General features: G+C 66.5%; 20 protein-coding genes. 8 read left to right on the top strand and 12 right to left on the bottom strand.

The window, feature by feature from the left end:
- Nucleotides 1–36: 36 nt before the first annotated feature.
- From AC6LKD_RS12940 to AC6LKD_RS12905, 8 genes are all read left to right on the top strand, one after another.
- On the top strand, nt 37–732 hold the full coding sequence (locus AC6LKD_RS12940) for an alpha/beta hydrolase (RefSeq protein WP_498116472.1): 696 nt from the start codon (nt 37–39) through the stop codon (nt 730–732).
- A gap of 306 nt (nt 733–1,038) precedes the next feature.
- Nucleotides 1,039–2,475 carry a cytochrome ubiquinol oxidase subunit I gene (locus AC6LKD_RS12935; RefSeq protein WP_498116471.1) on the top strand — a complete coding sequence of 479 codons (1,437 nt, stop codon included), beginning with the start codon at nt 1,039–1,041 and terminating at the stop codon, nt 2,473–2,475.
- A 4-nt stretch (nt 2,476–2,479) separates the two neighbouring features.
- Nucleotides 2,480–3,487 carry a cytochrome d ubiquinol oxidase subunit II gene (gene cydB / locus AC6LKD_RS12930; RefSeq protein WP_013396268.1) on the top strand — a complete coding sequence of 336 codons (1,008 nt, stop codon included), beginning with the start codon at nt 2,480–2,482 and terminating at the stop codon, nt 3,485–3,487.
- On the top strand, nt 3,487–3,630 hold the full coding sequence (locus AC6LKD_RS12925; RefSeq protein ID WP_013396269.1) for a DUF2474 domain-containing protein: 144 nt from the start codon (nt 3,487–3,489) through the stop codon (nt 3,628–3,630). Before cydB ends, AC6LKD_RS12925 begins: the two co-directional genes overlap by 1 nt.
- Nucleotides 3,631–3,657: 27 nt before the next feature.
- Nucleotides 3,658–5,067 (top strand): aminotransferase-like domain-containing protein, encoded by a 1,410-nt coding sequence (locus AC6LKD_RS12920; protein WP_013396270.1) that lies wholly within the window; start codon nt 3,658–3,660, stop codon nt 5,065–5,067.
- A 79-nt stretch (nt 5,068–5,146) separates the two neighbouring features.
- A complete protein-coding gene (locus AC6LKD_RS12915; RefSeq protein ID WP_207472438.1) occupies nt 5,147–5,659 on the top strand; it encodes a sigma-70 family RNA polymerase sigma factor in 513 nt (170 codons plus the stop codon).
- Between the two features lie 5 nt (nt 5,660–5,664).
- Nucleotides 5,665–6,642, top strand: coding sequence for a DUF4880 domain-containing protein (locus tag AC6LKD_RS12910; RefSeq protein WP_498116470.1), 978 nt, complete (start codon nt 5,665–5,667; stop codon nt 6,640–6,642).
- Between the two features lie 106 nt (nt 6,643–6,748).
- The gene (locus AC6LKD_RS12905) at nt 6,749–9,193 is read left to right on the top strand and encodes a TonB-dependent siderophore receptor (RefSeq protein ID WP_498116469.1); all 2,445 of its coding nucleotides are present in this window, start codon (nt 6,749–6,751) and stop codon (nt 9,191–9,193) included.
- Here AC6LKD_RS12905 and AC6LKD_RS12900 read toward each other — a convergent pair.
- The 12 genes from AC6LKD_RS12900 to AC6LKD_RS12845 form a co-directional block, all read right to left on the bottom strand.
- On the bottom strand, nt 9,190–10,167 hold the full coding sequence (locus tag AC6LKD_RS12900; protein ID WP_498116467.1) for a Bug family tripartite tricarboxylate transporter substrate binding protein: 978 nt from the start codon (nt 10,165–10,167) through the stop codon (nt 9,190–9,192). The two genes, AC6LKD_RS12905 and AC6LKD_RS12900, sit on opposite strands and share 4 nt — an antisense overlap.
- 74 nt (nt 10,168–10,241) lie before the next feature.
- On the bottom strand, nt 10,242–11,471 hold the full coding sequence (gene tcuB, locus AC6LKD_RS12895) for a tricarballylate utilization 4Fe-4S protein TcuB (RefSeq protein ID WP_498116465.1): 1,230 nt from the start codon (nt 11,469–11,471) through the stop codon (nt 10,242–10,244).
- Nucleotides 11,458–12,873, bottom strand: a complete 1,416-nt coding sequence (gene tcuA, locus AC6LKD_RS12890) for an FAD-dependent tricarballylate dehydrogenase TcuA (protein ID WP_498116463.1) — start codon at nt 12,871–12,873, stop codon at nt 11,458–11,460. The genes tcuB and tcuA overlap by 14 nt, the downstream gene beginning before the upstream one ends.
- Nucleotides 12,874–12,950: 77 nt before the next feature.
- The gene (locus AC6LKD_RS12885; RefSeq protein WP_013396277.1) at nt 12,951–13,877 is read right to left on the bottom strand and encodes a LysR family transcriptional regulator; all 927 of its coding nucleotides are present in this window, start codon (nt 13,875–13,877) and stop codon (nt 12,951–12,953) included.
- A gap of 62 nt (nt 13,878–13,939) precedes the next feature.
- Entirely contained in the window at nt 13,940–14,848 is a 909-nt protein-coding gene (locus AC6LKD_RS12880; RefSeq protein ID WP_498116461.1) for a c-type cytochrome, read from the bottom strand.
- Entirely contained in the window at nt 14,841–16,187 is a 1,347-nt protein-coding gene (locus tag AC6LKD_RS12875) for a c-type cytochrome (protein WP_498116459.1), read from the bottom strand. Before AC6LKD_RS12875 ends, AC6LKD_RS12880 begins: the two co-directional genes overlap by 8 nt.
- 184 nt (nt 16,188–16,371) lie before the next feature.
- On the bottom strand, nt 16,372–17,070 hold the full coding sequence (locus tag AC6LKD_RS12870; protein WP_498116457.1) for a glutathione S-transferase N-terminal domain-containing protein: 699 nt from the start codon (nt 17,068–17,070) through the stop codon (nt 16,372–16,374).
- Nucleotides 17,071–17,169: 99 nt separating this feature from the next.
- The gene (locus AC6LKD_RS12865; protein ID WP_498116455.1) at nt 17,170–18,081 is read right to left on the bottom strand and encodes a DUF6708 domain-containing protein; all 912 of its coding nucleotides are present in this window, start codon (nt 18,079–18,081) and stop codon (nt 17,170–17,172) included.
- Between the two features lie 17 nt (nt 18,082–18,098).
- Nucleotides 18,099–20,735 (bottom strand): T6SS effector BTH_I2691 family protein, encoded by a 2,637-nt coding sequence (locus AC6LKD_RS12860; protein WP_454696447.1) that lies wholly within the window; start codon nt 20,733–20,735, stop codon nt 18,099–18,101.
- The gene (locus tag AC6LKD_RS12855) at nt 20,725–21,570 is read right to left on the bottom strand and encodes a DUF4123 domain-containing protein (protein ID WP_492274248.1); all 846 of its coding nucleotides are present in this window, start codon (nt 21,568–21,570) and stop codon (nt 20,725–20,727) included. Before AC6LKD_RS12855 ends, AC6LKD_RS12860 begins: the two co-directional genes overlap by 11 nt.
- 17 nt (nt 21,571–21,587) lie before the next feature.
- Nucleotides 21,588–24,290 carry a type VI secretion system Vgr family protein gene (locus tag AC6LKD_RS12850; protein ID WP_498116454.1) on the bottom strand — a complete coding sequence of 901 codons (2,703 nt, stop codon included), beginning with the start codon at nt 24,288–24,290 and terminating at the stop codon, nt 21,588–21,590.
- Between the two features lie 14 nt (nt 24,291–24,304).
- A partial coding sequence (locus AC6LKD_RS12845) for an AAA family ATPase (protein WP_498116453.1) occupies nt 24,305–25,466 on the bottom strand: 1,162 nt, incomplete at its 5' end.

The following is a 25,466-nucleotide window of genomic DNA, read 5'->3' as shown; positions in this document are numbered from 1 at the left end:
ATGATCGTTGCTCCATCCCGAGGAAGGAGCCGCACCATGAGCAGCAAACCCAGCATCATTCTTGTCCACGGTTTCTGGGGCGGCGCCGCCCACTGGAGCCGCGTCATCCTGGAACTGGCGCGCAAGGGCTACCAAGACCTGCATGCCGTCGACATGCCGCTGGCCTCCCTGGCCGGCGACGCCGAACGCACCCGCAAGATGATCGCGCAGCAGCAAGGCCCGGTGTTGCTGGTAGGCCATTCGTATGGCGGCGCGGTCATCACCGAGGCCGGCAACCAACCCAACGTGGCCGGCCTGGTGTACATCGCCGCCTTCGCGCCGGACGCGGGCGAAAGCCCCGGCGGCATCACGCAGGAACTCCTGCCGGCGGCCGCGCCCAATCTTGCGCCCGACAGCGACGGCTACCTGTGGCTGCGCGCCGACAAGTTCCACGAGAGCTTCTGCCAGGACCTGCCCGCCGACGAAGGGCTGGTCATGGCCGTCACGCAAAAGGCGCCACTGGCCAGCGCCTTCGGCGAAACAGTCTCCGTCCCCGCCTGGCGCAGCAAACCATCCTGGTATCAGATCTCCAGCCAGGACCGGATGATCGCCCCCGAGAACCAGACGCGGATGGCCGCGCGCATGAATCCGCGCAAAACCATCACCCTGGACGCGAGCCACGCGTCGCTCGCGTCCCGCGCCGGCGAGGTGGCCGGCCTGATCGACGAAGCGGCGCGCGCCTGCGGCTCGTAGAGGCCATGCGCCGATCGGGCGGGCTGCGCCTCCAAACCAGCGTATCAGGGGACGCACCCGCCTTTTCTGTGCTGCTTTTTTTGTAACTTCCCAAACCGGAAAACAACCGCAGCACAGATATTTTCCCTATGAACAATGGATGCAGATCCTGGAATTCACCCAAACTGATCCGCTTTTTTCTTCTTTCTCTGAATCTGTACTGATAAGGGCCGCGGCTCTAACTTCAGGGTGTAGTTCAAACACCCGTCAGTGCACGCCGTCTTGTGGCGGTTGAGGCGCGCTGGCGTAGAAGTCAGGAATACCGCCATGGATAGCGACGCGCTATTGCTTGCCCGAATACAGTTCGGCTTCACCATCTCGTTTCACATCATCTTCCCCGCCATCACCATCGGCCTGGCCAGCTACCTCGCCGTGCTGGAAGGACTGTGGCTGCGCACGCGCAACACCGTCTACCGCGACCTCTACCATTTCTGGACCAAGATCTTCGCCGTCAACTTCGGCATGGGCGTGGTGTCCGGCCTGGTGATGGCGTATCAGTTCGGCACCAACTGGAGTTTCTTCTCCGATTTCGCCGGCAGCGTGACCGGGCCCCTGTTGGCCTATGAAGTGCTGACCGCCTTCTTCCTGGAAGCCGGCTTCCTCGGCGTGATGCTGTTCGGCTGGTCGCGCGTGGGGCCGGGCCTGCATTTCTTTTCGACCGTGATGGTGGCCCTGGGCACGCTGGTGTCGGCCACCTGGATCCTGGCGTCCAACAGCTGGATGCAGACGCCCGCCGGCTACGAAATCCTGGACGGCCGCGTGGTGCCCACGGACTGGCTGGCGGTCATCTTCAACCCGTCCTTCCCCTACCGCCTGGCGCACATGGGCATCGCCGCGTTCCTGGCGACCGCGCTGATGGTGGGCGCTTCCGGCGCCTGGCACCTGCTGCGCGGCGACCGCAGCCCGGCCGTGAAGAAGATGTTCGCGATGGCGATGGGCATACTGCTGCTGGTGGCGCCGCTGCAAGCCGTGGTCGGCGACTTCCATGGCCTGAATACGCTGAAGCACCAGCCCGCCAAGATCGCCGCCATCGAAGGCCATTGGGAAAACGAGCCCGGCGCCGGCGTGCCGCTGACGCTGTTCGGCATCCCCGACATGGAGCGCGAGGAAACGCGCTACGCGGTGAACATCCCGCGCCTGGGCAGCCTGATCCTCACGCATAGCTGGGACGGCCAGTTCCCTGGCCTGAAGTCGTATCCGCCGGAAGACCGCCCCAACGCCACGGCCGTGTTCTGGTCGTTCCGCGTGATGGCGGGCCTGGGCATGTTGATGATCGCCCTGGCAGCCTGGGCGCTGTGGTCGCGCTGGCGCGGCAAGCTGTACGAATCGCGCTGGCTGCACCGCTTTGCGCTGTGGATGGGGCCGTCCGGGCTGATCGCCATCCTGGCGGGCTGGTATGTCACGGAGATCGGCCGCCAACCCTGGGTGGTGTATGGCGTCATGCGTACCGCCGACGCGGCCACGCCGCACGGGCTGGGCGAACTGACGCTGACGCTGGCGCTGTTCGTGGTGGTGTACCTGCTGGTGTTCGGCGCCGGCGTGTCGTACATGCTGCGCCTGATCCGCATGGGTCCCAGCCCCGCCCCCGGCCACGCGCCGCTGTCGGGCGGCCCGGGCGAACCGCGCCAGCCGTCGCGGCCGCTGTCGGCCGCCTCCACCCTGGCGGGCATCGAGCCCGCGCAACGCAAGCATTCGGGAGTCTGAGGCCATGGGCATCGACCTTGCACTGGTATGGGCCGTCATCATCCTGTTCGGCGTGATGATGTACGTGATCATGGATGGCTTCGATCTGGGCATCGGCATCCTCTTTCCGCTGATCAATGACCGCGAGGAACGCGACGTCATGGTCAACACCGTGGCGCCTGTGTGGGACGGCAACGAAACCTGGCTGGTGCTGGGCGGCGCCGGCCTGATGGCGGCGTTCCCGCTGGCCTACTCGGTGATCCTGAGCGCGCTGCACCTGCCGCTGGTGTTCATGCTGCTGGGCCTGATCTTCCGCGGCGTGGCGTTCGAATTCCGCTTCAAGGCGGACGAACACCACCGTCCGCTGTGGGACCGCGCCTTCGTGCTCGGCTCCGTGTGCGCCACCTTCTTCCAGGGTGTGACGCTGGGCGCCTACATCGAAGGTATCCCGGTGGTGGACCGCGCCTACCAGGGCGGCGCCTGGGACTGGATCAGCCCGTTCTCGCTGTTCACCGGCGCGGGACTGGTGGTGGCCTACGCGCTGCTCGGCTGCACATGGCTCATCATGAAGACCGAAGGCCGCCTGCACCGCCACATGTGCGACATCGCCCGGCCGCTGACGCTGGCGCTGCTGGCCGTGATCGCCGCGCTCAGCGTCTGGACGCCGCTGGCGCAGCCGCAGATCGCGCAGCGCTGGTTCAGCCTGCCGAACATGTTCTGGTTCCTGCCGGTGCCACTGCTGGTCGCGGCGGCCGGCTTTGACCTCATCCGCCGCGTCAAAGGCATGCCCAACGCCGGCCCCTTCATGCTGTCGCTGGCGCTGCTATTCCTGGGCTACAGCGGCCTGGGCATCAGCATCTGGCCCGCCATCATCCCGCCCGACGTGTCCATCTGGACCGCGTCCGCCCCGCCGCAAAGCCAGGGCTTCGCGCTGGTGGGAGCGCTGGCGATCATTCCGATTATTCTCATGTACACCGCCTGGTCGTACTACGTGTTCCGGGGCAAGGTGCGTCTCGGCGAGGAGTTCCACTGATGAACCACTCCCAACCCTCCCTGCCCTCGTGGCGCAGCCGCCTGCTCTGGCTGGCGATGATCTGGGCATGCAGCGTCGCGGCGCTGGGCGTGGCCGCCTATGCGCTGCGCCTGGTGATGCGAGCCATCGGCATGTCGACCTGATTCCGACCCACGCAAACGGACCCGCCCATGAAGCGCTATGAACGGCTGACAGAAGAAATCACCGCCTCGATCCGATCGGGCCTGCTGCGGGCGGGCGACCGCCTGCCCTCGGTGCGGCAGACCAGCGCCAGCCGCGGGGTCAGCCCCTCGACGGTGTTCAAGGCCTATTACCTGCTGGAGGCGCGCGGCCTGATCCGCGCCCGCGACCGCTCCGGCTATTACGTGCTGCGCGCGCCGCACGCCACGCTGCCGGAACTCGACGGCCTGTCCAGCGCCAACGCCGGACGCCATCCGGTGGACGTCAGCGACAACGTGCTGCAGGTGCTCAACGCCACCTTGCGCCGCGACATGCTGCCTTTCGGCTCGGCCTTTCCCAACCCGTCGCTGCTGCCCTACGGACGCCTGGCGAAGTTCATGGCGTCCACGGTCCAGCGCCTGGATCCCTGGGGCTCGATCGACGACCTCAGCCCGGGCGACGCCGCGCTGCGCCGCGCCATCGCGCTGCGCTACCTGGCCGACGGCATGTCGGTGCCGGTGGACGACATCATCATTACCAACGGCGCGCTGGACGCGTTGAACCTGAGCCTGGCGGCGGTCACCAGCCCCGGCGATGCGGTCATCGTCGAGTCCCCCACCTTCTACGCCGCGCTGCAATCGCTGGAACGCAATCACCTGCACGCCATCGAAGTGGCCACGCATCCGCGCGAAGGCATAGACCTGCAAGCGCTGGAGCAAGCCATCCTGCGCCATCGCCCCAAGGCCTGCTGGCTCATGACCAACTTCCAGAATCCATTGGGCAGCCTGATGCCCGACGACAAGAAGGAAGCGCTGGTGCGGCTCTTGGCCAGCCACGACGTGGCGCTGATCGAGGACGACGTCTACGGCGAGCTGTACTTCGGTGAAAGCCGCCCGCGCCCGGCCAAGGCCTTCGATCGCGACGGCATCGTGATGCACTGCTCCTCGTTCTCCAAGACCCTGGCGCCGGGCTACCGCGTGGGCTGGGTGGCCGCCGGCCGCTACACGCGGCGCATCATGCGCAACAAGCTCACCACCAGCCTGGCGACCGCGGCGCCCACCCAGGCCGCCATCGCCGCCTATCTGGAAAAAGGCGGCTTCGACCGCCACCTGCGCCAATTCCGCCAGGCGCTGGCCCAGCAGCAAGGGGAACTGCTGCAAGCCATCGCCCGCTACTTTCCCAAGGGCACGCGCGCGACGCGGCCGCTGGGGGGCTACTTCGTGTGGGTGGAGCTGCCGGCCCACATCGACACGCTCAAGGTGCACCGTGCGGCGCTCGGGCACGGCATCAGCATCGCCCCGGGTCCGCTGTTTTCGGCGTCCGGCGGCTTCGGCAACTTCCTGCGGTTGAACGGCGGGCACCCCTGGAATCCGGAGATGGAACAGGGCATGGCGACGCTGGGCAAGCTGCTGGCCGGCTAGCAGCACGTTGTCCTGACGGGCGATTCAAGTTATAAATGAGTGTTATTCTTATTGACACTGATTTGTGGCCCGGCCCTTCATGGATTCCCCCGCGTACAAAAACGTCCACCGGCTTTACGCGGAACACCATGACTGGCTGCTCGGCTGGCTGAACCGGCGCGTCAACAACCGCGCCGACGCCGCCGACCTCACGCAGGACACGTTTGTCCGCGTCCTCACCTCCGCCAACGCCACCGCCTTGTCCGAACCTCGGGCTTATCTCCTGACGCTGGCCCGCCGGCTCACCATCGACCTGTGGCGCGCGCGCGATGTCGAGGCGCGCTATCTGCAGGCGCTTGCGCTGGAGCAGGAGCCGATAGCGGCATCGCCCGAGACGCTGATCATGCTGAAGCAGGCGGTCATGGAAATAGATCACCTGCTGGATGGACTGCCGGTGCCGGTCAAGCACGCCTTCCTGCTGAACCGGCTGGACGGCATGACCCATCCCGCCATTGCGCAAACCCTGGGCCTGTCGCTGGCGACGGTGGAGCGCCACGTGAAGCGCGCCTTCCTGCACTGCCTCGCCGCGCGTCGCGCCGCACAAGCGGCATGAGCGGCATGAGCGGCGCCTCCCTGCCGCGCCCCGCCTGCGACGCGCAGCTGGAACAGGCGGTCGACTGGATCGTGCTGCTGACGTCAGGCCAGGCTACCGACGGCGACCGCCAGCGCTTCGCCCAATGGCTGAACAACCATCCTGACCATGCGCGCGCCTGGGCCGAGGTGGACGGCATCATGCAGCAGCCGCTGGCCAGGCTGCGAGGCGCGGCGGACACCGCCCCCGGACCCGTCCGCGCCGCGCGCGCCGCCCTATTGCAAAACAGCGGACTGGACCGGCGTCGCCTGCTGAAACTGACCATGCTGCTGTCCGGCGTATCCGCCGGCGCCCTGATCGCAGACCGCTACATTCCGCTTGCCGGACTGTCCGCGACCTATTCCACGCATACCGGGGAACGCCAGACCTACACGCTGGAGGACGGCTCCATGCTGACGCTCAACGCACGTTCGGCCGCCGATGTGCGCTATGACGATACGCGGCGCCTTGTCCTGCTGCGCCAGGGCGGGCTCTATGCCGAGGCCCGCGCCGACAGCCGGCCCTTCGTGGTGCAGACCCAATACGGCGCCGTGCATGGCGGCGCATCGCATCTGGCGGTCAGCCAGTTCGATACCTATGCCGTGGCCAGCGCTCTTGAAAGCACGCTGACCTTGCGGCCGGAACGCGGCAGTCCTCTGATACTGCCGCAAGCCGGCACGGCCGCCTTCGACCGCGACCGCGCCTGGCAACGGGAAGACGTCGCGCAAGCCAGCTGGCGCAGCGGCATCCTCAGCGTGCGCGATGCCCGCCTGGCCGAAGTCATCGAGCAGTTGCGCGCCTATCAGGCCGGCGTGATCCGCCTGTCGCCAGAGGCTGGTGCGCTACGCGTTTTCGGCGTGTTCCCGCTGGACGACCCGCGCCAGACCCTGCTGGCCCTGGGCGAAACCTTGCCGATACAAGTCCGTCGCTACGGTCCGTGGTTGACGCTGGTGGACTCGGCATAAGAAAAAAACGCACGCCTTCGCGCGGCGATGAGGGGATTGAGGTCGGGTATCCGTCATTACCTGTGACGCAACCGAAATCCCTTTTCTTCGCCGGACATCTTGAATCATGAATTTCTCCTTGAGCCGTAGTGCGGCGCTCGTCGCCAGCGCTCTCAGCGCCTGCGCGTTGACGCCGTCCGCGACCGCACAGGACGCCGCCCCCACGCACCAGGCCGCGCAGTCCTACGACCTGCCCGCTGCCCCCTTGGCGGACACGCTGAGCCGGATCTCGCTGCATAGCGGCCGCACCATCTCGGCCAATGCCGAACTCGTCGCGGGCAGGCAAGCCGCGCCCGTGCGCGGCGCGCTGAGCGCCGAAGCCGCGGCGCGGCAGGCCCTGGCAGGCACGGGTCTGGAACTCGTCGTCACCCCCGCTGGGGTGCTGAGCGTGCGCCTCCAGCCCCATGCCGGCGCGGTGACATCGCTGGAGCCAGTCATGGTCACGGCCAGCAGCATCATCCCGCCCAGCGAGGGTACGGGTTCGTATACGGTGCCGGAATCCAGCTCGGCGACGCGTATGCGCCTGTCATTGCGCGAAACGCCGCAGTCCGTCACGGTCATCACGCGCCAGCAGATGGAAGACCAGGGCATCGTCACCATCGCCGACGCGCTGGAGCAAGCGCCCGGCGTGGTCGTCAGCCGCAGCAACTCCGAAGGCTACAGCTTCTATTCCCGCGGTTTCCAGCTGCAGAATTTCCAGTTCGACGGACTGCCCAGCCTGTCCAGCGACGGCGGCAACGTGCGCGACAACTACAGCATCAGCAGCTCGGTCATCTATGACCGCGTCGAGATCCTCAAGGGCGCCACCGGCCTGGTCAATGGCGCCGGCTATCCTTCGGGCGTCATCAACCTGATCCGCAAGCGGCCCACCCGCGAGTTCCAGGGCAGCGTCACCGCCGGCGCCGGGTCCTGGGACCAGTACCGGGGCGAACTGGACCTGGGCGGCTCGCTGGCCGAGAACGGCAGGATACGCGGCCGGATGGTCGCCGCGGTGAACGACAGCGCCAGCTTCATCGACTACACGAAGACCCGCGAAGACGTGCTCTACGGCATCGTCGAGGCCGACATTACCCCGCGCACGACCGCAACGCTGGGTATCGAATACCAGAAGAACAAGAACGACGCCTCGTCCAACATCCATCTGCCCGCGTTCTACTCGGACGGCCGGCAGGCGAGCTTCTCGCGCTCGACCAATCCCGCCGACAAGTGGACTTGGCGCAATCACGAGACTACGCGCTACTTCGCCGACGTCACGCACACCTTCGACAACGACTGGCAGCTCAAGCTGGCCGCCGGGCATCGGAACTATTCCTCCCGCGAGATGATCGCGGGGATGGGCGGCTCATTCATCGACGCAAAGACGCACGCCATCAGCCACAGCCTCGGCCAGGCCAGCCTGTTCGATACGGATTCGCGCGAGAACAGCGTGGACCTGCAGGCCTCCGGCATGTACTCGCTGCTGGGCCGCCGCCACGACCTGGTGTTCGGCTACAACGCCGCGCGCACGCATTCGACGTCGCGACGCGACGATGGCCTGAGCGACACGATCATCAACGACGCCTTCAACTGGAACAACAACAGCTTCAAGCCCACGGTCTACAAACGCCTGCTGGACCATGATATCGAGGTGTCGCAGAAGATCCTCTATGGCGCCACCGTCCTGCATCCTACTGACAGGCTCGCATTCATCCTGGGCGGACGGCTCACCGACTACCGCTGGGAGCAGAATTCCGTCTTCAGCAGCGGCTTCCGCGGCAACTACGGCACCGAGGTGAAGAACAAATTCATCCCGTATGCCGGTATCACGTTCGATGTAGACGCCTATCACACCGTCTACGCCAGCTACACCGACGTGTTCAAGCCGCAGGCCTTCAACTTCGACGCCTCCAATCGCCAGCTGGATCCCATGACGGGCAAGAGCGTGGAAGTGGGCGCCAAGGGCGAATACCTGGACGGCCGGCTGAACGCCAGCGTCGCGTTGTTCCAGCTCAAGCAGGACAACGTCGCCGAACTGGATCCCAGCGGCGCCATGACGCCCACTGGCGGCACCGCCTACATCGCCGTACCCGGCGTAACGACCCGGGGAATAGAGCTGGAGGTATCCGGAGAATTGCTGCCCGGCTGGCAGCTGCATGCCGGTTATACCTACAGCCGCTCGCGCGACCGCGCCGGCGAGCGCGTCAGTACGACCCAGCCGGAGCAGCTGTTCAAGCTGGCCACCACCTATCGCCTGCCCGGAGACTGGCACCGCCTGACGGTGGGCGGCAACGTGCATTGGCAAGGAGGCACCTACTTCGCGCAGACCGTCAACGGCGCAAGCCGCCGCTTCACGCAAGACAGCTATGGCGTGCTCGGCCTGATGGCCGCCTATGACTTCAACAAGGACCTGCGCTTGACCGTGAACCTGAACAACGTGCTGGACAAGACCTACTACTCCGGCATCGGCAACTACAACTCCGTCTACTACGGCGCGCCGCGCAACGTGCTGGCGCAGTTGCGCTACAAGTTCTAGTTCGCGGTCGCGCCCGAGTCCTTGACCGCCTTGGCCCAGGCCGCGATCTCGCTCTGGATGAAGCCGCCGAACGCAGTGGTGTTCAAGCTGGAGGCCTGCGCGCCCTCCTCCATCAGACGCTGCTTGACGGCCGGCGCGGCCAGCGCGCCGCTCAAGGCCTGGTTCAAGGTGGCGACAACAGCATCCGGCGTCCCGGCCGGCGCGACGACGCCGTGCCACGACACGGCCTGAAAGCCCGGCTGGCCCGATTCCGCCATGGTCGGAATGTCCGGCATGGCGGGCGAGCGCAGCGGCGACGTGACCGCCAGCGCGCGCAGCGTGCCGGCCTTCACGTGCGGCAGCACGCCAGGGATGGTGGTGAACATGAAGTCGATCTGGCCGCCGATCAGGTCGGTGATGGCGGGGCTGCCGCCCTTGTAGGGAATGTGCGTGAACTGGAGCTTCGCGGCGCTCTTGAACATCTCGCCAGCCAGGTGGCCGGGAGTGCCCGCGCCGGCCGAGCCCATATTGATCTTGTCGCCCTGCGACCGGATATAGGCGACCAGCTCCTGCACGTTCGCGGCCTGCACCTGCTTGCCCACCACCAGCACGTTGGGCACCGTGGCCAGCAGCGTCACCGGCGTAAAGTCTTTCACCGCGTCATAGGAGATGCGCGAGTACAACGACGGATTGATGCCATGCGTGCTGGCGGTGGCCAGCAACAGCGTGTAGCCGTCGGGCGCGGATGTCGCCACCTGTTTGGCGGCGATGGTGCCGTTGGCGCCGCCCTTGTTGTCGATGACGATGGTCTGCCCCAGGGTCTTGGCGGCCTCGGCTGCAACCGTGCGCGCAAGAATATCCGAGGTGCCGCCGGCCGAGTGCGGCACCACCAACGTGATCGGCTTCGAGGGGAAGGACTGGGCTTGCGCCGCCGGCAAGGCCGGCAGCAGACAGGCGGCCAGCGCGGTGCGCGCCAGCAAGGAAGTACGGAACATTGAAGTCTCCTGGTTTGTTATCGGTCGCGGCGCCGTCGGCGGGCGCCGTCAAATCCCCGCCACTACGCGGCCCTTCAGTCCGAGCCCAGCTGCAGCTTGTTGGGCTGGCGTTTCTCGATGGCCCACTTCAGCAGCGCGGCAGAACGGTAGATGCCATGGGCGAACTTGCCGTAGGGCAAGGTCAGGAACAGCGCCATCACCACGCCCAGATGAATGGCCAGCAGCAGCGCCATCGCGCCGCCGTCGCGGCCGGCCAACAAGGCCAGGCCGGTGGCGCTGGTCAGGAACAACAGCGCAATGAAGCCGCGGTCCATGGGTTTTTGCGCCGCGTCGCCCTGCTGCGGATGACGCTTGAAGTTCAACCACAGCAGCCCCGCCGGCCCGATCAGCAGGCCGATGCCACCCGCCGTGCCCAGCAGCACCGGCGCGCTCCAGAACGGATACGGCGCCTGCAAGTCCAGCAGATAGTGGTACAGCGTCGCGACGCAAGTGGCGGCGAAGCACAGCATGAACCCATAGAACGTGAAGTGATGGAACCGGCGGCGCCACAAGGTGAAGGCGTCGTCCGCGTTGTTGCAGCCCTTGCCATGCCCCCCATCCAGATAACGCAGCCGCAGCGCGTCGTGCGCCGCCTCCGCCACCGCAGCGCCCGTGGCCGCCCCCGGGCTGACATTGCGCCAGAAGCGCGTCACGCCCACGCCCAAGGCCAGCATCGAGAATCCGAACACCACGCCGAACATCAGCGCCAGCGTGTTGTGCGGAAACACGGCATAGAAGTTGCCGGCCATCGGCTCGTGGAACAGACCGCCCGCCATCAGCACGGCCAGCGTCAGGAACAGCGCCAGGCCGGCGGCGGTCGCCAGCGACAACACCAGGCCATTGCGCTTGTACAACGCGCCCAGCGCCGCGGGCCAGGCGTAATCGGTGTAGGTCTGCATCCGGACCCGGGCCATGGCCTGCGGCACGTTCACCGCGAACTCGTGCGGCGGCGCGTACTGGCAAGCGTGCAAACAGGCGCCGCAGTTGTGGCACAGATTGGCCAGGTAGTTCAGATCGGCTTTGCCGAATTCCAGGCGGCGGGTCATGGCGGGAAACACCGCGCAGAATCCTTCGCAATAGCGGCAGGCGTTGCAGATCTGCATGACGCGGGCGACCTCGGTTTCATCGCCGGTCAGAAGCTCCGCCCGGGGCTTGGCCTGTTTGCCTAGCCAGCGCACCGGCTGCTCGGCCATGACGGGCGCCGCCTCGGCATGCGGCGTGGAAAAGGACTGCGCCTCGCGCGCCAGGGCTTCAAGCTGCTTCATATCGTGCTTCCGCGTGGTGCCGGCCGCGCGCGGCGGCGGCGGCCCGGGTGCCGGCGATGCGGCCGAAGGCCGTGCCGATGGACATGCCCACCCCGGCCGTATAGCCCTTGCCCAGCACATTGCCGGCCATCATTTCGCCCGCGACGAACAGGTTGTCGCTGGGCATGTCGTTGAACCGGACCGCGGCGGTGTCGTCCACCTTCAGGCCCAGGTAGGTGAAGGTGATGCCGGGCCGCAAGGCATAGCCATAGAACGGCGCAGTGTCGATGGGCCGCGCCCAGTGCGTCTTGGCCGGCGCCAGGCCCTCGGTATGGCAGTCGTCCAGCGCGGTATGGTCGAACTTGCCGACGCGGCAGGCCGCGTTGTAGTCGCGCAGCGTCTGCTCGAACACCGCCGGATCCAGCCCCAGCTTCACGGCCAGTTCCGGCAAGGTGTCGGCCTGCACGCCGGGGAATACCGGCGGCATGAAGCGGCCGACGGCCTTGGCGTCGATGATGGAATAGGCGATCTGCCCCGGCTGCATGGCCGTCAGGCGGCCCCAGATGGCGTAGCGCTTGGGCCAGAAGTCCTCGCCTTCGTCATAGAAGCGGCGAGCCTCGCGGTTGACTACCACGCCCAACGACACGCAGTCGATGCGCGTGCAGATGCCGCCGTCGTACAGCGGTGCGCGCGCGTCGATGGCCACGCAATGCGACTGCGACGGATCGCCGATGCGGTCCGCGCCCGCATCCAGCATGAACTTCAGCAGCACGCCCATGTTGTAGCGGGTGCCGCGGATCAGGAAATTGTCGGCCGGCCATTCGCCGCGTTCGTTCTGGCCCCAGGCCTCGCGCAGCCACTCGCGGTTGGACTCGAAGCCGCCGGCCGCGAGCACACAGGCGCGCGCCTCGATGCGTTCATCGCCGACGCGCGCCGCCACGAAGCGCCCGCCGTCCAGCTCCAGCGAGTCTACCGGGGCGTTGTAGCGGATCTGCACGCCCAGCGCCTCGGCACTGCGGTAGTAGGCGTTGACCAGGGCCTTGCCGCCGCCCATGAAGAAAGCATTGGTGCGCGCTACGTGCAGCGCGCCCGACAGCGGCGGCTGGAAATTCACGCCGTGGCGGCGCATCCAGTCCCTACAGGTGGAGGATTCGCGGATGACCAGGCGCGCCAGATGTTCGTTGGTCAGCCCGCCCGTCACCTTGAGCAGGTCCTGCCAGTATTCTTCCTCAGGGTAGGCCTCGATCAGCACGTCCTGCGGCGCATCGTGCATGCAGCGCAGATTGCGCGTGTGCTGCGAGTTGCCGCCGCGCCACTCGCGCGGCGCCGCTTCCAGCAGCAGCACGCTGGCGCCGGCCTCGCGCGCCATCAGGGCCGCGCACAGCGCCGCGTTGCCCCCTCCCACCACCAAGACATCGACCATGCCATTGTTCCTCTTCCAAGGAACGGACTGTAGCGAGCAAGCGCACCCGCCGATATCAGCCAGGCGTCAACAGGTCTTCATGAATCGTGAAGGGTCACCACCGGCCATTTGCCCGCGCGCGCCAGCGTTCGCGAGACATCCGCCAGCACCAGGCGGGCGGCCAGGGCCGCGGGCGACAGCTCGTCCTCGGACAGGCTGGCCAGCAGATTGGGACGGTACAGGTGGGCGTCGTCGATGCGCGCCATGTGCAACTGGCCTGGCGCGATCCGCGCCATGGCGGAACTGGGCTGGATGGTGGCCACATGACCCAGCTGCACCACGTCCATCAGCACCGGCAGGCCATCCACCTCCACCGCCACCAGCGGCGCGCGGCCCGACTGCTGGTACGCGTGGTTGACCAGCGCGCGCAGCCCGTGGCGTCCGCTGGGCAGGACCAGCGGCAGATGCGCAATAGCTTCGATGCGGGTGGTGTCGCCTGCCGGCAAACCCGGCATGCCGGGATGGGCCAGCAGGAACAGCGGCTCGTCCAGCAAAGGCGTAATGCTCCAGCGCCGCGCGGATTCGGCCTGGAACACGATGGCCAGGTCCAGCAGGCGGCCGTTGAGCATGTCGCTCAAATGGCCCGACAGCGCCTCCACCAGATGCAGGCGGATGTCGGGATAACGCTCATTCATGGCTTGCACGAAGGGCGCGCCGAGGATGGCGGCGGTGGTGGAAGGCAGGCCCACGCTGACGTGGCCCGCCAGCCTGGCCTGCTGCGCCGCGTGCACCGCATCGTCGGCGTGGCGCAGCGCCAGTTGCGCCTGGCGGAAGAACGCCAGGCCCGCGTCGGTGGGCTCCACGCCGCTGGCGCTGCGCCGCAGCAGCCGGGTGGACAATTCGCCCTCCAGCCGGCTGATCTGCTGGCTGAGCGCCGAGGTCACCATGCCGATGGACTGCGCGGCGCGGCCGATGCTGCCCGCCTCCACGACGCGGACGAAGTAACGCAGTTGGCGCAGTTCCATGGGCGGCCCCGGCTTTCCATAAGGGATGACAGGGCCGATTGTAGAGGCTGGGCCGCGGCGCCTCAGTAGCGCGCGTCCTTCGGCTTCTTGCCCTGCGGCCAGTCCTTGTCCTTGCCCGCGAAATCCGGGCGCGGCATGTGGGTGAAGTATTCAGCCACGTCCACCGCGTCCTGGTCCGACAGCACGCCGCCCTCGCCCCAGCTGCCGTGCGTGTTCACGCCCATCGGCATGCTGTTGCGGATGAAGGCTGCCGCCTTGTAGGTGCGCGCCAGGCCCGCGCCGATGTTGAAGGACTCGTCGCCCCACAAGGGCGGAAAGGCGATATCGCCCGAATGGTCCTTCTTGCCCTCGCCATTGGCGCCGTGGCAGGACGCGCATTGGGCCGCATACAGGCTCTTGCCGCGCACCGCGTCGGGCACCAGCTTGGTGTCTATCGGCCAGGCGTTCTCGATCTGTACCTTGGCGCCGTGCGGCACGTCCTGGGCCAGCCACTTCATGTAGGCGATCATGGCCTGCATTTCCGCCGAGTCCTTCTCCAGCGGTTTGCCGTTCATCGAACGCATGAAGCAGCCGTTGATGCGATCCTCCAGCGTCACCACCCGGTTGGCGCGCGGATTGAACTGCGGGAACGAATTGACCGTGTTGATGTAGGGCGCACCCAGCGGCTTCTTGCCGCCCTGCACGTGGCAGCTGTTGCAGTTCAGGCTGGCGCCCGTGTTCTGCGGCAGCAGGCGGCGCGTCTCGGTCAGGAGACGCTTGCCGTAGTTGATCTGCTCGGCGTTGGGCTGCGCGGCGATCTGGGTGTCCGCTGGAATGGTGTAGTCCGGCAGGCGCTTGCCGTCCTTGTCCAGCACCGGGAAAGTGCTGCGCGCGCCTGGCGCCGCGGCCTCGGGTTCGGCCGTGGCAGCCGTCCAGCCGCCCACGGCGATGGCAGCTGCCAGCAGCGCGGCGATCCTGATGTGCTTACTCATGCTTGCCTCCGCCGATGTTCGGCTTCTTGCTGGCCAGGAACTCGCGGATATGCGCGACGTCCTTCTCGCCGATCGCGGGCGCCTGGTTGGTCCATCCTGTGCGGATGAAATTGATCACGTCTGTGATATCGCGGTCGCTCAGGTGCTTGAAGCCCGGCATCGCGAACGTCATGGCATCCGTGTCGTTGGACGGCATCCTGCCGCCTTCCAGCGTGATCTGGATGATGGACTGTGGGTTCTGCGCAAACACCGCCGAATTGCCCGCCAGCGCCGGGAAAATGCGCGGCATGCCCTGCCCGTCGGCACGGTGGCACACCACGCACTGCTCCACGTAGATGACCGCGCCGCGCGAGTCGTAGCGGCCGTCGCGCAGGGATGCGGTGGTGCTGTCGGCCTTGGGCGGGAAGGCGGCGAGCTTGCCGCCCGCCGCAGGCAATTGCTTCAGGTAGGCCGCGATGCTGGCAAGGTCGCCATCGGTGAAATAGCGCGTGCTGTGCTCGACCACGTCGGCCATCGCGCCGAATGCCGCCACCTTGTCGGTGCGGCCCGTCTTCAGGAACAGTTCGATGTCTTGCGCGCTCCAGGATTGCAGGCCCTGGGCCTCGCCGCGCAGGCTCTTGGCGCGCCAGCCGTCGATCACCGCGCCGGACAGGAAGGCGTCGCCGTCCGCCAGGGACAGCGCCTGTTCCTGGTAGGCCAGGCCGCGCGGCGTGTGGCAGGCGCCGCAATGGCCGGGGCCTTCTACCAGATAGGCGCCGCGCACCAGTTTTTCATCGGCGCCGGCCGGGGCCGCGAACTCGCGCTTGCCCGCGAACAGCAGTTGCCACCAGGCCATGGGCCAGCGCATGTTCAGCGGCCACGGAATGGTGGAATCCGCGCTGGGCTGACTGACGGGCTCCACCTGCGACATGAAGTAGGCATACAGCGCCTGGACGTCCGCATCCGGCATGATGGCGTACGAGGGATACGGCATGGCCGGATACAGGGGTGTGCCGTCCTTGCGGATGCCGTACTGCACCGCGTTCTTGAAATCCGCGTAGCTGTAGCCGCCGATGCCCGTCTGCTTGTCGGGCGTGATGTTCGACGAATAAATGGTGCCGACCGGCGTCTGCATCGCCAGGCCGCCCGCGAAGGGCTTGCCATTGGGCACGCTGTGACAGGCCACGCAGTCGCCCGTGCGCGCGATGTAGGCGCCGGCCTCGACCAGCCGCCTGTCGTTGACGTCGACGGACGCCACCGCGTCGGCCTTGCGATTCGCGGTCAGCAACTGCGCGCCGCCGATGGCCAGGCCCGCAGCCGCCAGCAGGCCCACCGCGACCTTGATCCCGATCCTCTTCATTACTGCCCTCCGTTGCACGCTGGGCAGCGTGCACGTCGGGGTGTTCGTACGGCCTGTCCAGCTTATGGAGGAAGCTTACGCCTTTCAGTAATAAGTTAATGACCGAAAAACATATAACTTGCGGGCTTGTTTGATTTGCCGCAAGCCCGCAGCGGACGACGGGAAACCGCAAGCACGCGGCCGCTCAGGCGGGTATCGTCAGGCCCCGGGCCACCGCCGGGCGGGCCACGAAAGCCTCCAGCACCCGGGCAACATTCTTGAAGCGCGAGAACTCCACCAGCTCGCCCGCGCCATAGAAGCCCACCAGATTGCGCACCCAGGGCAGGATGGCGATATCGGCAATGGTGTATTCATCGCCCATTACCCAGTCGCGCCCCGCCAGCCGTTGGTCCAGCACGTTCAACAGGCGCTTGGACTCCTCCGCATACCGGTCGCGCGGACGCTTGTCCTCGTAGTCCTTGCCGGCGAATTTGTGGAAGAAACCCAGCTGGCCGAACATCGGGCCGATGCCGCCCATCTGGAACATGATCCACTGCAGCGTCTCGTAGCGCCCCGCCGTGTCCGCCGGCAGGAACTTGCCCGCCTTGCTGGCCAGGTAGATCAGGATCGCGCCAGACTCGAACAGTGCCAACGGCTTGCCGTCGGGGCCATTGGGATCGAGGATGGCCGGAATCTTGTTGTTCGGGCTGAGCGACAGGAACTCGGGGGAAAACTGGTCCCGGGCGTCAAAGCTGACCCGGTGGACCTCGTAGGGCAGCCCGGTTTCCTCCAGCAGGATCGACACCTTCACGCCATTGGGCGTGGGCAGCGAATACAGCTGGATGCAATCGGGGTGCCGGGCGGGCCACTTCTTGGTGATGGGGAAGGCGCTGAGGTCGGTCATGCGGGGGGCTCCAGGGGGAGGGGCGGAATGGTCGGGGTAATCCTAGCGCAAATCCGCCTGGCGCAAATACAGGCGCCCGCGCCGCCGCAGGGGCCGCGCCTAGCGCAGATCCTCGGGATTCATCGACGCGTCGCGCACGTATTTGTCGCCCGGCTCAGGCTGCAGCGTAGCCTCGATCTCCGGCGGAAACGCCGGGATCTTGCTGGTCTGCATGACTGCCCAGCGCATGATGGCGTGCAAGTAGTTGAACGGCATCATCATCAGATACATGAAGCTCGGACTTTGCGCGTCGTTGGCGAAAACGCGCTCTTTGGAAAAGGCGAAGCTCTCGCGCTTGCCGTCCACCGGCATGCAGTACAGGACCGCGTCCAGCACCGCCTGCGGGCCTTCCTCCATGTAACGGCGCAGGAACTCCCAGTGCGAATACGCGTTCTCCACGCGGCTGGTGGCGATGCAGAAGGCGAAGGTCTCCTGCACCGTGACGCCGTCCTCGGCCAGGATCAGGCCGCGTATGTCCCAGTTGAGCCAGCCGAACGTGCCCTTGCCCCGGCCCAGCGTGAAGTAGATCTTGTCCCAGGGCGCGGTCAAAACGGTGCCATCCAACCGGAACACATGCACCAGACGGTGCTTGCGATCCAGCGCAATCGGATAGTAGGTCCAGCGGAACATCTCCTTGCACGCGACCCAGGCGCCAGCGAACCCCAGCGCGGCGAACATCGCCATGCCGAAGAAGATCGCCTCCCAGAGGCCATTCTCATTGGGCACGTTATCCACCACCAGGATCCAGGCCAGCATCAGGATGCCGCCCACGCCAAAGGCCACGCCTACGGCCCCGATCAAGGCGATGAAGCCCCGCCAGCCGTACCAGCGGTCCACCGACAGCAAGCTGTTGGAATTCATCTTCACGACGCAGAGCTGCGCCAGCAGCGGGACGTCGAGACGTTTTTTCTGCAGCAAGCGATGTTCACGGTCGAATTCCGACAATGGACGGTCGTTGGGGAATCTGGACATCAGCCCCGTGAAGTCCATCACGACCCTCCCAGCGCCACGCGCAGGCTGTTCATTTCTTGCTGTACTCCATAGTAATAATCGGTCCCGGACTGGCCCTGCAGCTTGCCCCACAGGCAACGCTTGAGCCATTCATCAATCTTGTTGCCCTTGAATTTTTCAATCAGTATCGCCACGATGATCAGGAGCACCGCCGCGATCAGACCCACGACCGTGGCGGACAGGGCGAACGCACCGATCACGACCAGGCTGAGGATACCTGAGGCCATGTACAGGCCGCCCATCAGGCCGTTCTTCTCGATCACGAATTGGTCCTTGGCGGACTTGAGGTCGAACACTGCCATGATGACGCCGGTGACGACCCCGATGCGGCCGCCCCAACGCACCAGTAGCGAGCCCGTGGTTTCCAGTCCCACGCCCATGCCCAGCCGCATGCCGGCGGCCTGCCGGGACTTGAGCGCCACACCCAGCACGTCGGCCACCGAACCGCCCGCCGATGCGATGCCAACCACGAATTTCCAGCTCGCGTCGCTGCGTTCGTGCGGCATGGCCGACTCCAGGTCGCTCCAGAGTTTGTATACCGCCAAGGTCTGGAACAGGCAGCCGACAACGCCGACCCGGACGTCCGTATTGATCGCAGTGCGCCAGCGCGACAGCTCCCTGGCTTCGTATTCCTCGACCGTCATGGTCGTCTGCGCCAGGGCGCGGGCCCGGTCGCCGGCCCGCAAGTCCGACGACACATTGGCTGCGGCATCCCTGTCCACCAGCATGAACCAACGCTTCTTGTCGGTGCCCTCCAGCTGTTCGCCGCGCACTTCCAAACGCCGTAGCTCATCGGCCACCGCCTGCTCCATCTGCCGCATGTTCACTTGGCTGCCATGCTGGCGCAGGACCTCGCGGATCAACGCGGCGCGGAATGCCTTCTTCCCGCCTTCGACCTCCACGATCGCCACGTTCTGCCGCGCCAGCAGGCCCACGTACATCGCCAGCTTGCGTGCGACGCCGCTATCCACGCCCATCTTGAGCACCTGCACCACCGGCCCCATGAGCTGCTCCAGCAGGCGCGCGGTCTTGTCCATCTGCCCTTCGCTCAGCACCTTGAGTCCGGTCTTGTAGGCCTCGTGCAGATTGCCCCAGGGAATCGCTTTCCAGTCGAGGGCAGCCTCATGCGCCTCAACCACTTTCTTGACCACGAAATCCTGGTTGTGGAACATGGCGCGCAGCAGCAGGTTGCGCGTGTCGTCCGGCTCTCCCTGCAACCAGTCCGTATACTGCTTGAAGCAGATGCGCTTGTCCTGGGTTCCGTCGATGCACAAGGCGAAGACTGTCTGGTAAACCTCGCCGCTGTCCGCGCTATTGGAGTCGTAGTTGCACTCGAACGAATCCAGCGTTTTCTGGCATGTGATCCAAGCGACGTGCGCCTTTGCCAGGGGCACGATGGTCGCAGCGTCAAATTTCGCCAGGCGCTCGTCGAACCCTTTCTGCCACGCCCTGCGCGCGTTCTCATCGTAGTTTTCGCAGTACTTCTTCCAGGCGTCCCAGCGCACCGTTGCGCGCTCCTGCTCGGTCGGATGGCGATAGTTCTCCGCCTCGGCCATACGCTGCTGCTTGTTTTCGGGCATCAACCAGTCCGCCAGTAGCTGGCCTACCGCCAGCCCGCCCGCGCCCGCGCCTCCCGGGCCGGCTCCCATACTCGGGGTCGTCGTACCATAGACCGAGTGGTTGATCGCATCCCGGCCTCGCTGCTCCAGGAAGTCGCTTTCGGCCGATTGCATGATGATTTCGCTCAGCGACTCAATCGACTTCGACACGGTCAGCGGACGCAAGTCCTCCTTGTTCGAGACGAAATCGTCAAAGCGGATCCGCATCAGCCGCGCGATATCCTGCAGGATGCCGGTACTGTCCGGCAGCGCCAGCATCAGGCCCTTGCCGGGCAGGAACGCCTCTGCGGCGTTCTCGATCATTTCCCCCATCCAGCCCTTCACGTCGTAATAGCCGACGGTGCTCCAACCCAGGAACTGCTGCTTCTGATGTTGATCCAGATCGCGCTTGCGATGCACCTGGTAGTCGGCGGCTGTGTCCTTCAGAGTCTTGATGCTCTTGGCATTCGCATGCTTGCCGCTGCTGAGCCAAGCCTGCACATCGAACTTGAACATGTGCCGCTCGCGCATGTCGGCGCCCTTCTTGCCCTTGTGCGCCTTGCACACATCCTTGGTCCACTGCACGTCCGAATATGCCAGCCAGACATAGGTCGCCTTTTTGGCGTTCGGAATGGTCAGCAGCGAAGCCTTGGCTTCGTGGTCCATCGTGCAAGTAAAGGTCCGGTCGCAGTCTTGCACCGGCTTGTCGAGATCGAAGTTGTACAGGGTGGCGTTTTCGTTGACGTAGTAACCCTTCAGTTCAGAGCGCGCTTCGTCATAGACGTACAGATAGCCCGGGCGCAGCAGGCGCACGCCATAGCGCGCGCTGTCGCCCAGGGGCCTCTCGGCGAGCTGCGGCATGTTCAGGTCGCCGTCCAGCGCCGGAAAGGCGCCGTCGTTCTTCAGCACCGCGTAGCGCAGCGGCATGATGGGCAGGCCGATCCGGTGAAACGGGCAATCCTCCCCGCAATCCAGCGACGAGCGCTTCTTCCCGCAGTTCTTTGCATCATCGGCCATCGGGCTCTCCAGTTCGTTCCATATCCGCGCGCACGCTGGACCAATCTTCATCAGACAGATCCTGGACCGCAGCAAGGTAGGGGTAATCATCTTCGGGCCGCATTGCTGCCAGGCAGGCGCGTACCCGCTCGTGGCGGTGGAAGGCGGGGTGCACGTCCAGGCCATGCCGTGCAAACGCCTTGCGTTCCTGCGCCGTCGCCAGGCCCAGCTCCCGGGCCGTGCGGAAATGCGCCATCACTGCCTGGCCCAGGGCGACGCGCCCGTCGGGCTCCAGCGTGTCCAGATCTGACAGCACTTCATTCAGGGCCTGCATCTGGGTCAAGGCAAAGGATTGCTCCACGCCCAACTTCGGGCGCGCCGCCGCCTCGGCGTCGGGGCGCGCCACGGCGCACCATGCGCCGTCCAGATGAAACACGAAGCGCTGCACCGGCCCGCAAAGCCAGGCCAGCTGCGCCGGGTCCAGCATCCATGGCAGCTGGACCAACACGCGCGGGTCGAAAAAACGGAAGAAGCACGGCCCCTGGCCCGCGATGTCGACGATCATCCGCGACCGCAGATGCGCGGCAACGGCATCGGCGGGCTGATCGGAGTGAAGCAACAGCCCGAGCCAGAGATCCGCGCCATCGAGCAGAGCCTGATTCAGGCTGGCCAGCGCCTGCGCCTTGTCCGCCGCTGGCATGGCGGACAGATCCACCAAGCGGGGCATGAGGCCCGGCATTTTCCGCAGCGCCGGCGGCACCAGGGCTTCGGCCTGGACGCAGGCCGGCACGCCGGGCGTCCGTTCATCCTGGATGAGGCCAAAGCCATAGGCGTTGAAGGCCTGGTAATCGAGCATGCCGCCGTCCTCCCGCCTCAGCCCAGCGGCACCACGGCGCCGCCCCGCTGGGCCGCGCCGCGCACCCGGGCTTCGCACAAGGGACTGGCTTCGTTGAAGGCCAGATTCGCCTGGCTGCTTTCCGGGCCGACCCAGTTGTGCACGCCGGCCTTCAACTCGACCTTGCCCGGCGCATGCAGCTGAATGCCGCCGCCTTCCACCCGCATGTAGGCGCCGCCCGCCGTTGCCAGCACGCGCTTGGCGGCCTGCACGGTCACACCGGCCTGCGCCGAGGCGAAGGTCACTGCCTTTTCGGCGGACAGCGTCATCTTGGCGTCCTGGCTGTGCAGGCGCAGCTTGCCGCCGGCCGCATGCAGCAGCAGTCCCTGGCCCTGCACCGGGCTGCCGCCAGGAGCCTTGCGTCCCAGAGTGAACAGCACCGCGCCGCCCGCCACGCCCATCGCAAGGTTGGCGCTGCCGACCCAGTTCACGTCCGGCGCCACCTGCGCCAAGGTCGCGCCGGCCACGAGAAATGCGTCGGCCGGCGTGTACTGCCCAATGCCGCTGGGCGCGCTCACCTGGAGCTGCGGTTCGCTATAGGCCGCGACGGGCTCGCCTTCGGGCGCGTCCTGTTTCGCATCGATCACCTCCAGCACGTGCTTCAGCGCGTCCTGCGCCGGCAGCGTTTCCGGATCGCCTTCCAGCACGGCCTTCTGCCGCGTTGCCGCCTGCGCCAGTTCCTCGGCCGCGCGCATCGCGTTCTCGATCTGCAGGCCCGCCTCCTCGCTATCCAGCAGCGCGCCCTTGGCGTTCTTGCGCGCGTCCGCGCTGATCAGCAGCCCCGCGCCGCCGCGCAGCGCCACCGCCTCGCGGGTCGACAGTTCCGCGCCGTGGCCCAGGTCCTGCAGTCTTTCGTTGTCGCGCTGCTGCTTGATGTGTCCCAGGTTCAGGCGGCTCTCGGCCTGCGTGGTCGAAGCCGTCAGGCGCGCCTGTCCCGGCGTGTCGTCGTGCACCAGCTGGTTGTAGCCGCCGGTGCCTTGCCCGCTGCTGGCGAGCGCCTGCGTCTTGAAGCCGGACATCACCACGTTGTGCGCATGGCCGTCGGCGCCGCCGGCGAACCAGGCGGGCGCGTTGCCGGTAGCGTTGGCGGCGCCGCCCTGCACCTGGTTGTGCGACGCGTCCTCGGCGCCCGCGCCGTTGTAGAGCGCGCCAACCACCACGGGACGGTCGATGTCGCCGTGCAGGAACTCGACCAGCACTTCCTGCCCGACGCGCGGCACGAAGTTGCCGCCCCAGTCGCCGCCCGCCACGGGCTCCGCGACGCGCACCCAGGTGCCCAGCTCATCCTTGGCGGGCGCGTTCTCGTCGCCCGAGGGATGTTCCAGGCGGCTGCTGGAGGCCTTGCCACGCTGCCAATGGAACTGCACTTTGACGCGATGATCGCGATCGGTATGCACCGGCGCTTCCGCGCCCACCACCAGCGCGGTCTGCGCGCCGTACACGGTGGGCCGGGGATGCAGGCGCTCGCCATGTCCGTCGCGCGTGGCCTTGCGGAATTCAGTATCGATGCCGATGCAGGTAAAGGTGTTGCGGTAGAAGTCGGCCTCGGCCGCTTCCGGACCGCTCTCGCCCAGCGCCTCGCGCACGGCGCGGCCCAGGTCCTCGTCGAAATTGTTGCGGGCCTCGTGCCGCACGGCGATCGCCACGTAGTCGGACCCGCCCTGCTGGTAGTGCCCGGTCAGTTCGAAGCGCTGGCCTGGCGCCAGCGTGCGCACGGTGCCCGCACCCTCGCAGCTGTCCTGGCCCACGCGCAGCGCGGCCAGCGCAATATGCGCCAGGCGTTCGCCCTGCGCGCTGTCCTCGTAGGCGTACTGGCCGGGATAGTCGTTGACGACCAGATCCATCGCGCCCTTCGAGGCGCCGCCATCGACCTGCGCCGCCACCGGCCTGGCCTGAGCGCTGCGGTAATCCCAGCTGGCCATGCGCACCGCGTTGGTCTGCCAGCGCGCGCGCCGGCTCCACTGCTGGATGCTGTCCTCGGTCTCCGTGACATCGGCGCGCGCGAAACGCACGCTGGCCTGCGGGCCGGGCTGAAACGCGCCGTTATGGTCGGCGATGATCAGCGTGTGGCTGCCCTCACCTTCGCCGGCCTCGTGCTCCACCCAATAGAACAGGCCCTCTTCGGCCAGCAGACGCTCGACGAAGGCATGGTCGGTCTCGCGGTACTGCACAGTCAGGCTGCGCTTGGCGTACGCGGCGCGGTCCTTCACCACCCAGCGCCACTGCGGCGCGAGGCCTCCTTGGTCCTTATAGTCGCCAAAGATGCTGTCGACGATCTCAAAGACCGTCTTGTCCTGATAGGCAAAGCTGTCGCGGCGCGCGCGCAGAAAAGCGATCCAGGGCTCCAGCGTCAGCCCGTAGCGCGCCATGCCACCGTTGGCGCCCTGGAACTGCGCCGCCGTGATGTAGCCGTTCCAGACGCGCGGCTGTTCGCGGCCCAACGCGGTCTGCAGGCGCAGGGTCGCCGGCTTGCCCAGCAGTTCGGACAAGGGAATGCCGGCATCGTCGGACAGGGCGGTCAGTTCGAGCCGGAACGCGCCGTCCGACAGGGTTTCCGTGGCGGATAGCGTTTCCGCCACGAGCCGGTTCGCACCCAACGGCGTACGCAAATCGAGCAGGCGATTGGCCTGATCGACCGACGCGATCGACATTCGGGAAAGGCCGGTGTTGTCCAAAGGCATGTCAGGCTCCGGCGTCAGGCAAGGCGATAGCGGAAATCGCCGTTCTTGCCGGCAGTCACGCGGATGCGGGCGATGGCCTCGCCTTGCGCCATGCGGCCCAGCACCTGCTCGGCGATCTGCGGCAACAGCGTGCCGTTCAGGATGTGGTCGACATTGCGCGCGCCGGTATCCACCTCGGTGCAACGCGCCAGCACGGCCTCCACCAGCGCCTCGTCCCATTCGAACAGGGCGCGGTGGTTGGCCTGGACCCGCTGCGCGATACGTCCGAGCTTCAGCCCGATGATGCGGGCCAGCGCGTCGTCATCCACCGGGTAATAGGCGATGGTCTTCATGCGGCCCAGGAACGCGGGCTTGAAGGCCTTGTACAACTGCGGCGTCAACAGTTCCTGCAAGGCCTCGGGGTCGGGCCGCTCTTCGACGCTCTTGTTCAGGCAAGCCTGCATGATGGCCGACGAGCCGACGTTGGACGTCAGGATGATGAGCGTGTTGCGGAAATCGATCTCGCGCCCTTCGGCGTCATCCATCACGCCCTTGTCGAACACCTGGAAGAACAACTCCAGCACGTCCGGATGGGCCTTCTCGATCTCGTCCAGCAGCACCACGCTGTAGGGCTGGCGGCGCACCGCCTCGGTCAGCACGCCACCCTCGCCGTAGCCCACGTAGCCCGGCGGCGAGCCCTTCAGGCCCGATACGCTATGGGCCTCCTGGTACTCGCTCATGTTGATGGTGACCAGCTTGCGTTCGCCGCCGTACAGCACATCCGCCACGGCCAGCGCGGTTTCGGTCTTGCCCACGCCCGAGGGGCCGATGAAGAGGAACACGCCCTTGGGCTTGTTGGGATCTTCCAGGCCGGCGCGCGCGGTGCGCACGCGCTGGGCGATGGCGTGCAGTGCATGGTCCTGGCCGATGACGCGCTCGGCCAGCAGGGGCTGCAGTTCCAGCACCGTGCGGATTTCGTCGTTGACCATGCGCCCCAGCGGGATGCCGGTCCAGGCCGACACGATCTCGGCGATGACCTGTGCGTCCACGAAGGCGGGCACCAGCGGCGCCTCGCCCTGCAAGGCGCGCAGCTGCTGCTGCAATTCGGCCAGTTGCGCCTGGCCGGGCGTGGCGGCGGGTTCGGCCGCCTTGCCCGAGCGGCGCTTGCCGGCGGGCTCTGGCGCGGCGTCCGCGCCC

Source organism: Achromobacter sp. D7-1 (genome assembly GCF_059760445.1).
The sequence above is the reverse complement of the archived record's forward strand: the minus strand, read 5'-3'. Positions and strand labels throughout refer to the sequence as shown.

Excerpts from the sequence above, each read along its gene's own strand:
- cydB (WP_013396268.1), top strand. The coding sequence starts at position 2,480 with ATGGGCATCGACCTTGCACTGGTATGGGCCGTCATCATCCTGTTCGGC.
- AC6LKD_RS12915 (WP_207472438.1), top strand. The coding sequence starts at position 5,147 with ATGGATTCCCCCGCGTACAAAAACGTCCACCGGCTTTACGCGGAACAC.
- AC6LKD_RS12885 (WP_013396277.1), bottom strand. The coding sequence starts at position 13,877 with ATGGAACTGCGCCAACTGCGTTACTTCGTCCGCGTCGTGGAGGCGGGC.
- AC6LKD_RS12900 (WP_498116467.1), bottom strand. The coding sequence starts at position 10,167 with ATGTTCCGTACTTCCTTGCTGGCGCGCACCGCGCTGGCCGCCTGTCTG.
- AC6LKD_RS12910 (WP_498116470.1), top strand. The coding sequence starts at position 5,665 with ATGAGCGGCGCCTCCCTGCCGCGCCCCGCCTGCGACGCGCAGCTGGAA.
- AC6LKD_RS12865 (WP_498116455.1), bottom strand. The coding sequence starts at position 18,081 with ATGTCCAGATTCCCCAACGACCGTCCATTGTCGGAATTCGACCGTGAA.
- AC6LKD_RS12880 (WP_498116461.1), bottom strand. The coding sequence starts at position 14,848 with ATGAGTAAGCACATCAGGATCGCCGCGCTGCTGGCAGCTGCCATCGCC.
- tcuB (WP_498116465.1), bottom strand. The coding sequence starts at position 11,471 with ATGAAGCAGCTTGAAGCCCTGGCGCGCGAGGCGCAGTCCTTTTCCACG.
- AC6LKD_RS12925 (WP_013396269.1), top strand. The coding sequence starts at position 3,487 with ATGAACCACTCCCAACCCTCCCTGCCCTCGTGGCGCAGCCGCCTGCTC.
- AC6LKD_RS12905 (WP_498116469.1), top strand. The coding sequence starts at position 6,749 with ATGAATTTCTCCTTGAGCCGTAGTGCGGCGCTCGTCGCCAGCGCTCTC.
- AC6LKD_RS12860 (WP_454696447.1), bottom strand. The coding sequence starts at position 20,735 with ATGGCCGATGATGCAAAGAACTGCGGGAAGAAGCGCTCGTCGCTGGAT.
- AC6LKD_RS12855 (WP_492274248.1), bottom strand. The coding sequence starts at position 21,570 with ATGCTCGATTACCAGGCCTTCAACGCCTATGGCTTTGGCCTCATCCAG.
- AC6LKD_RS12850 (WP_498116454.1), bottom strand. The coding sequence starts at position 24,290 with ATGCCTTTGGACAACACCGGCCTTTCCCGAATGTCGATCGCGTCGGTC.
- AC6LKD_RS12920 (WP_013396270.1), top strand. The coding sequence starts at position 3,658 with ATGAAGCGCTATGAACGGCTGACAGAAGAAATCACCGCCTCGATCCGA.
- tcuA (WP_498116463.1), bottom strand. The coding sequence starts at position 12,873 with ATGGTCGATGTCTTGGTGGTGGGAGGGGGCAACGCGGCGCTGTGCGCG.
- AC6LKD_RS12935 (WP_498116471.1), top strand. The coding sequence starts at position 1,039 with ATGGATAGCGACGCGCTATTGCTTGCCCGAATACAGTTCGGCTTCACC.
- AC6LKD_RS12940 (WP_498116472.1), top strand. The coding sequence starts at position 37 with ATGAGCAGCAAACCCAGCATCATTCTTGTCCACGGTTTCTGGGGCGGC.
- AC6LKD_RS12875 (WP_498116459.1), bottom strand. The coding sequence starts at position 16,187 with ATGAAGAGGATCGGGATCAAGGTCGCGGTGGGCCTGCTGGCGGCTGCG.
- AC6LKD_RS12870 (WP_498116457.1), bottom strand. The coding sequence starts at position 17,070 with ATGACCGACCTCAGCGCCTTCCCCATCACCAAGAAGTGGCCCGCCCGG.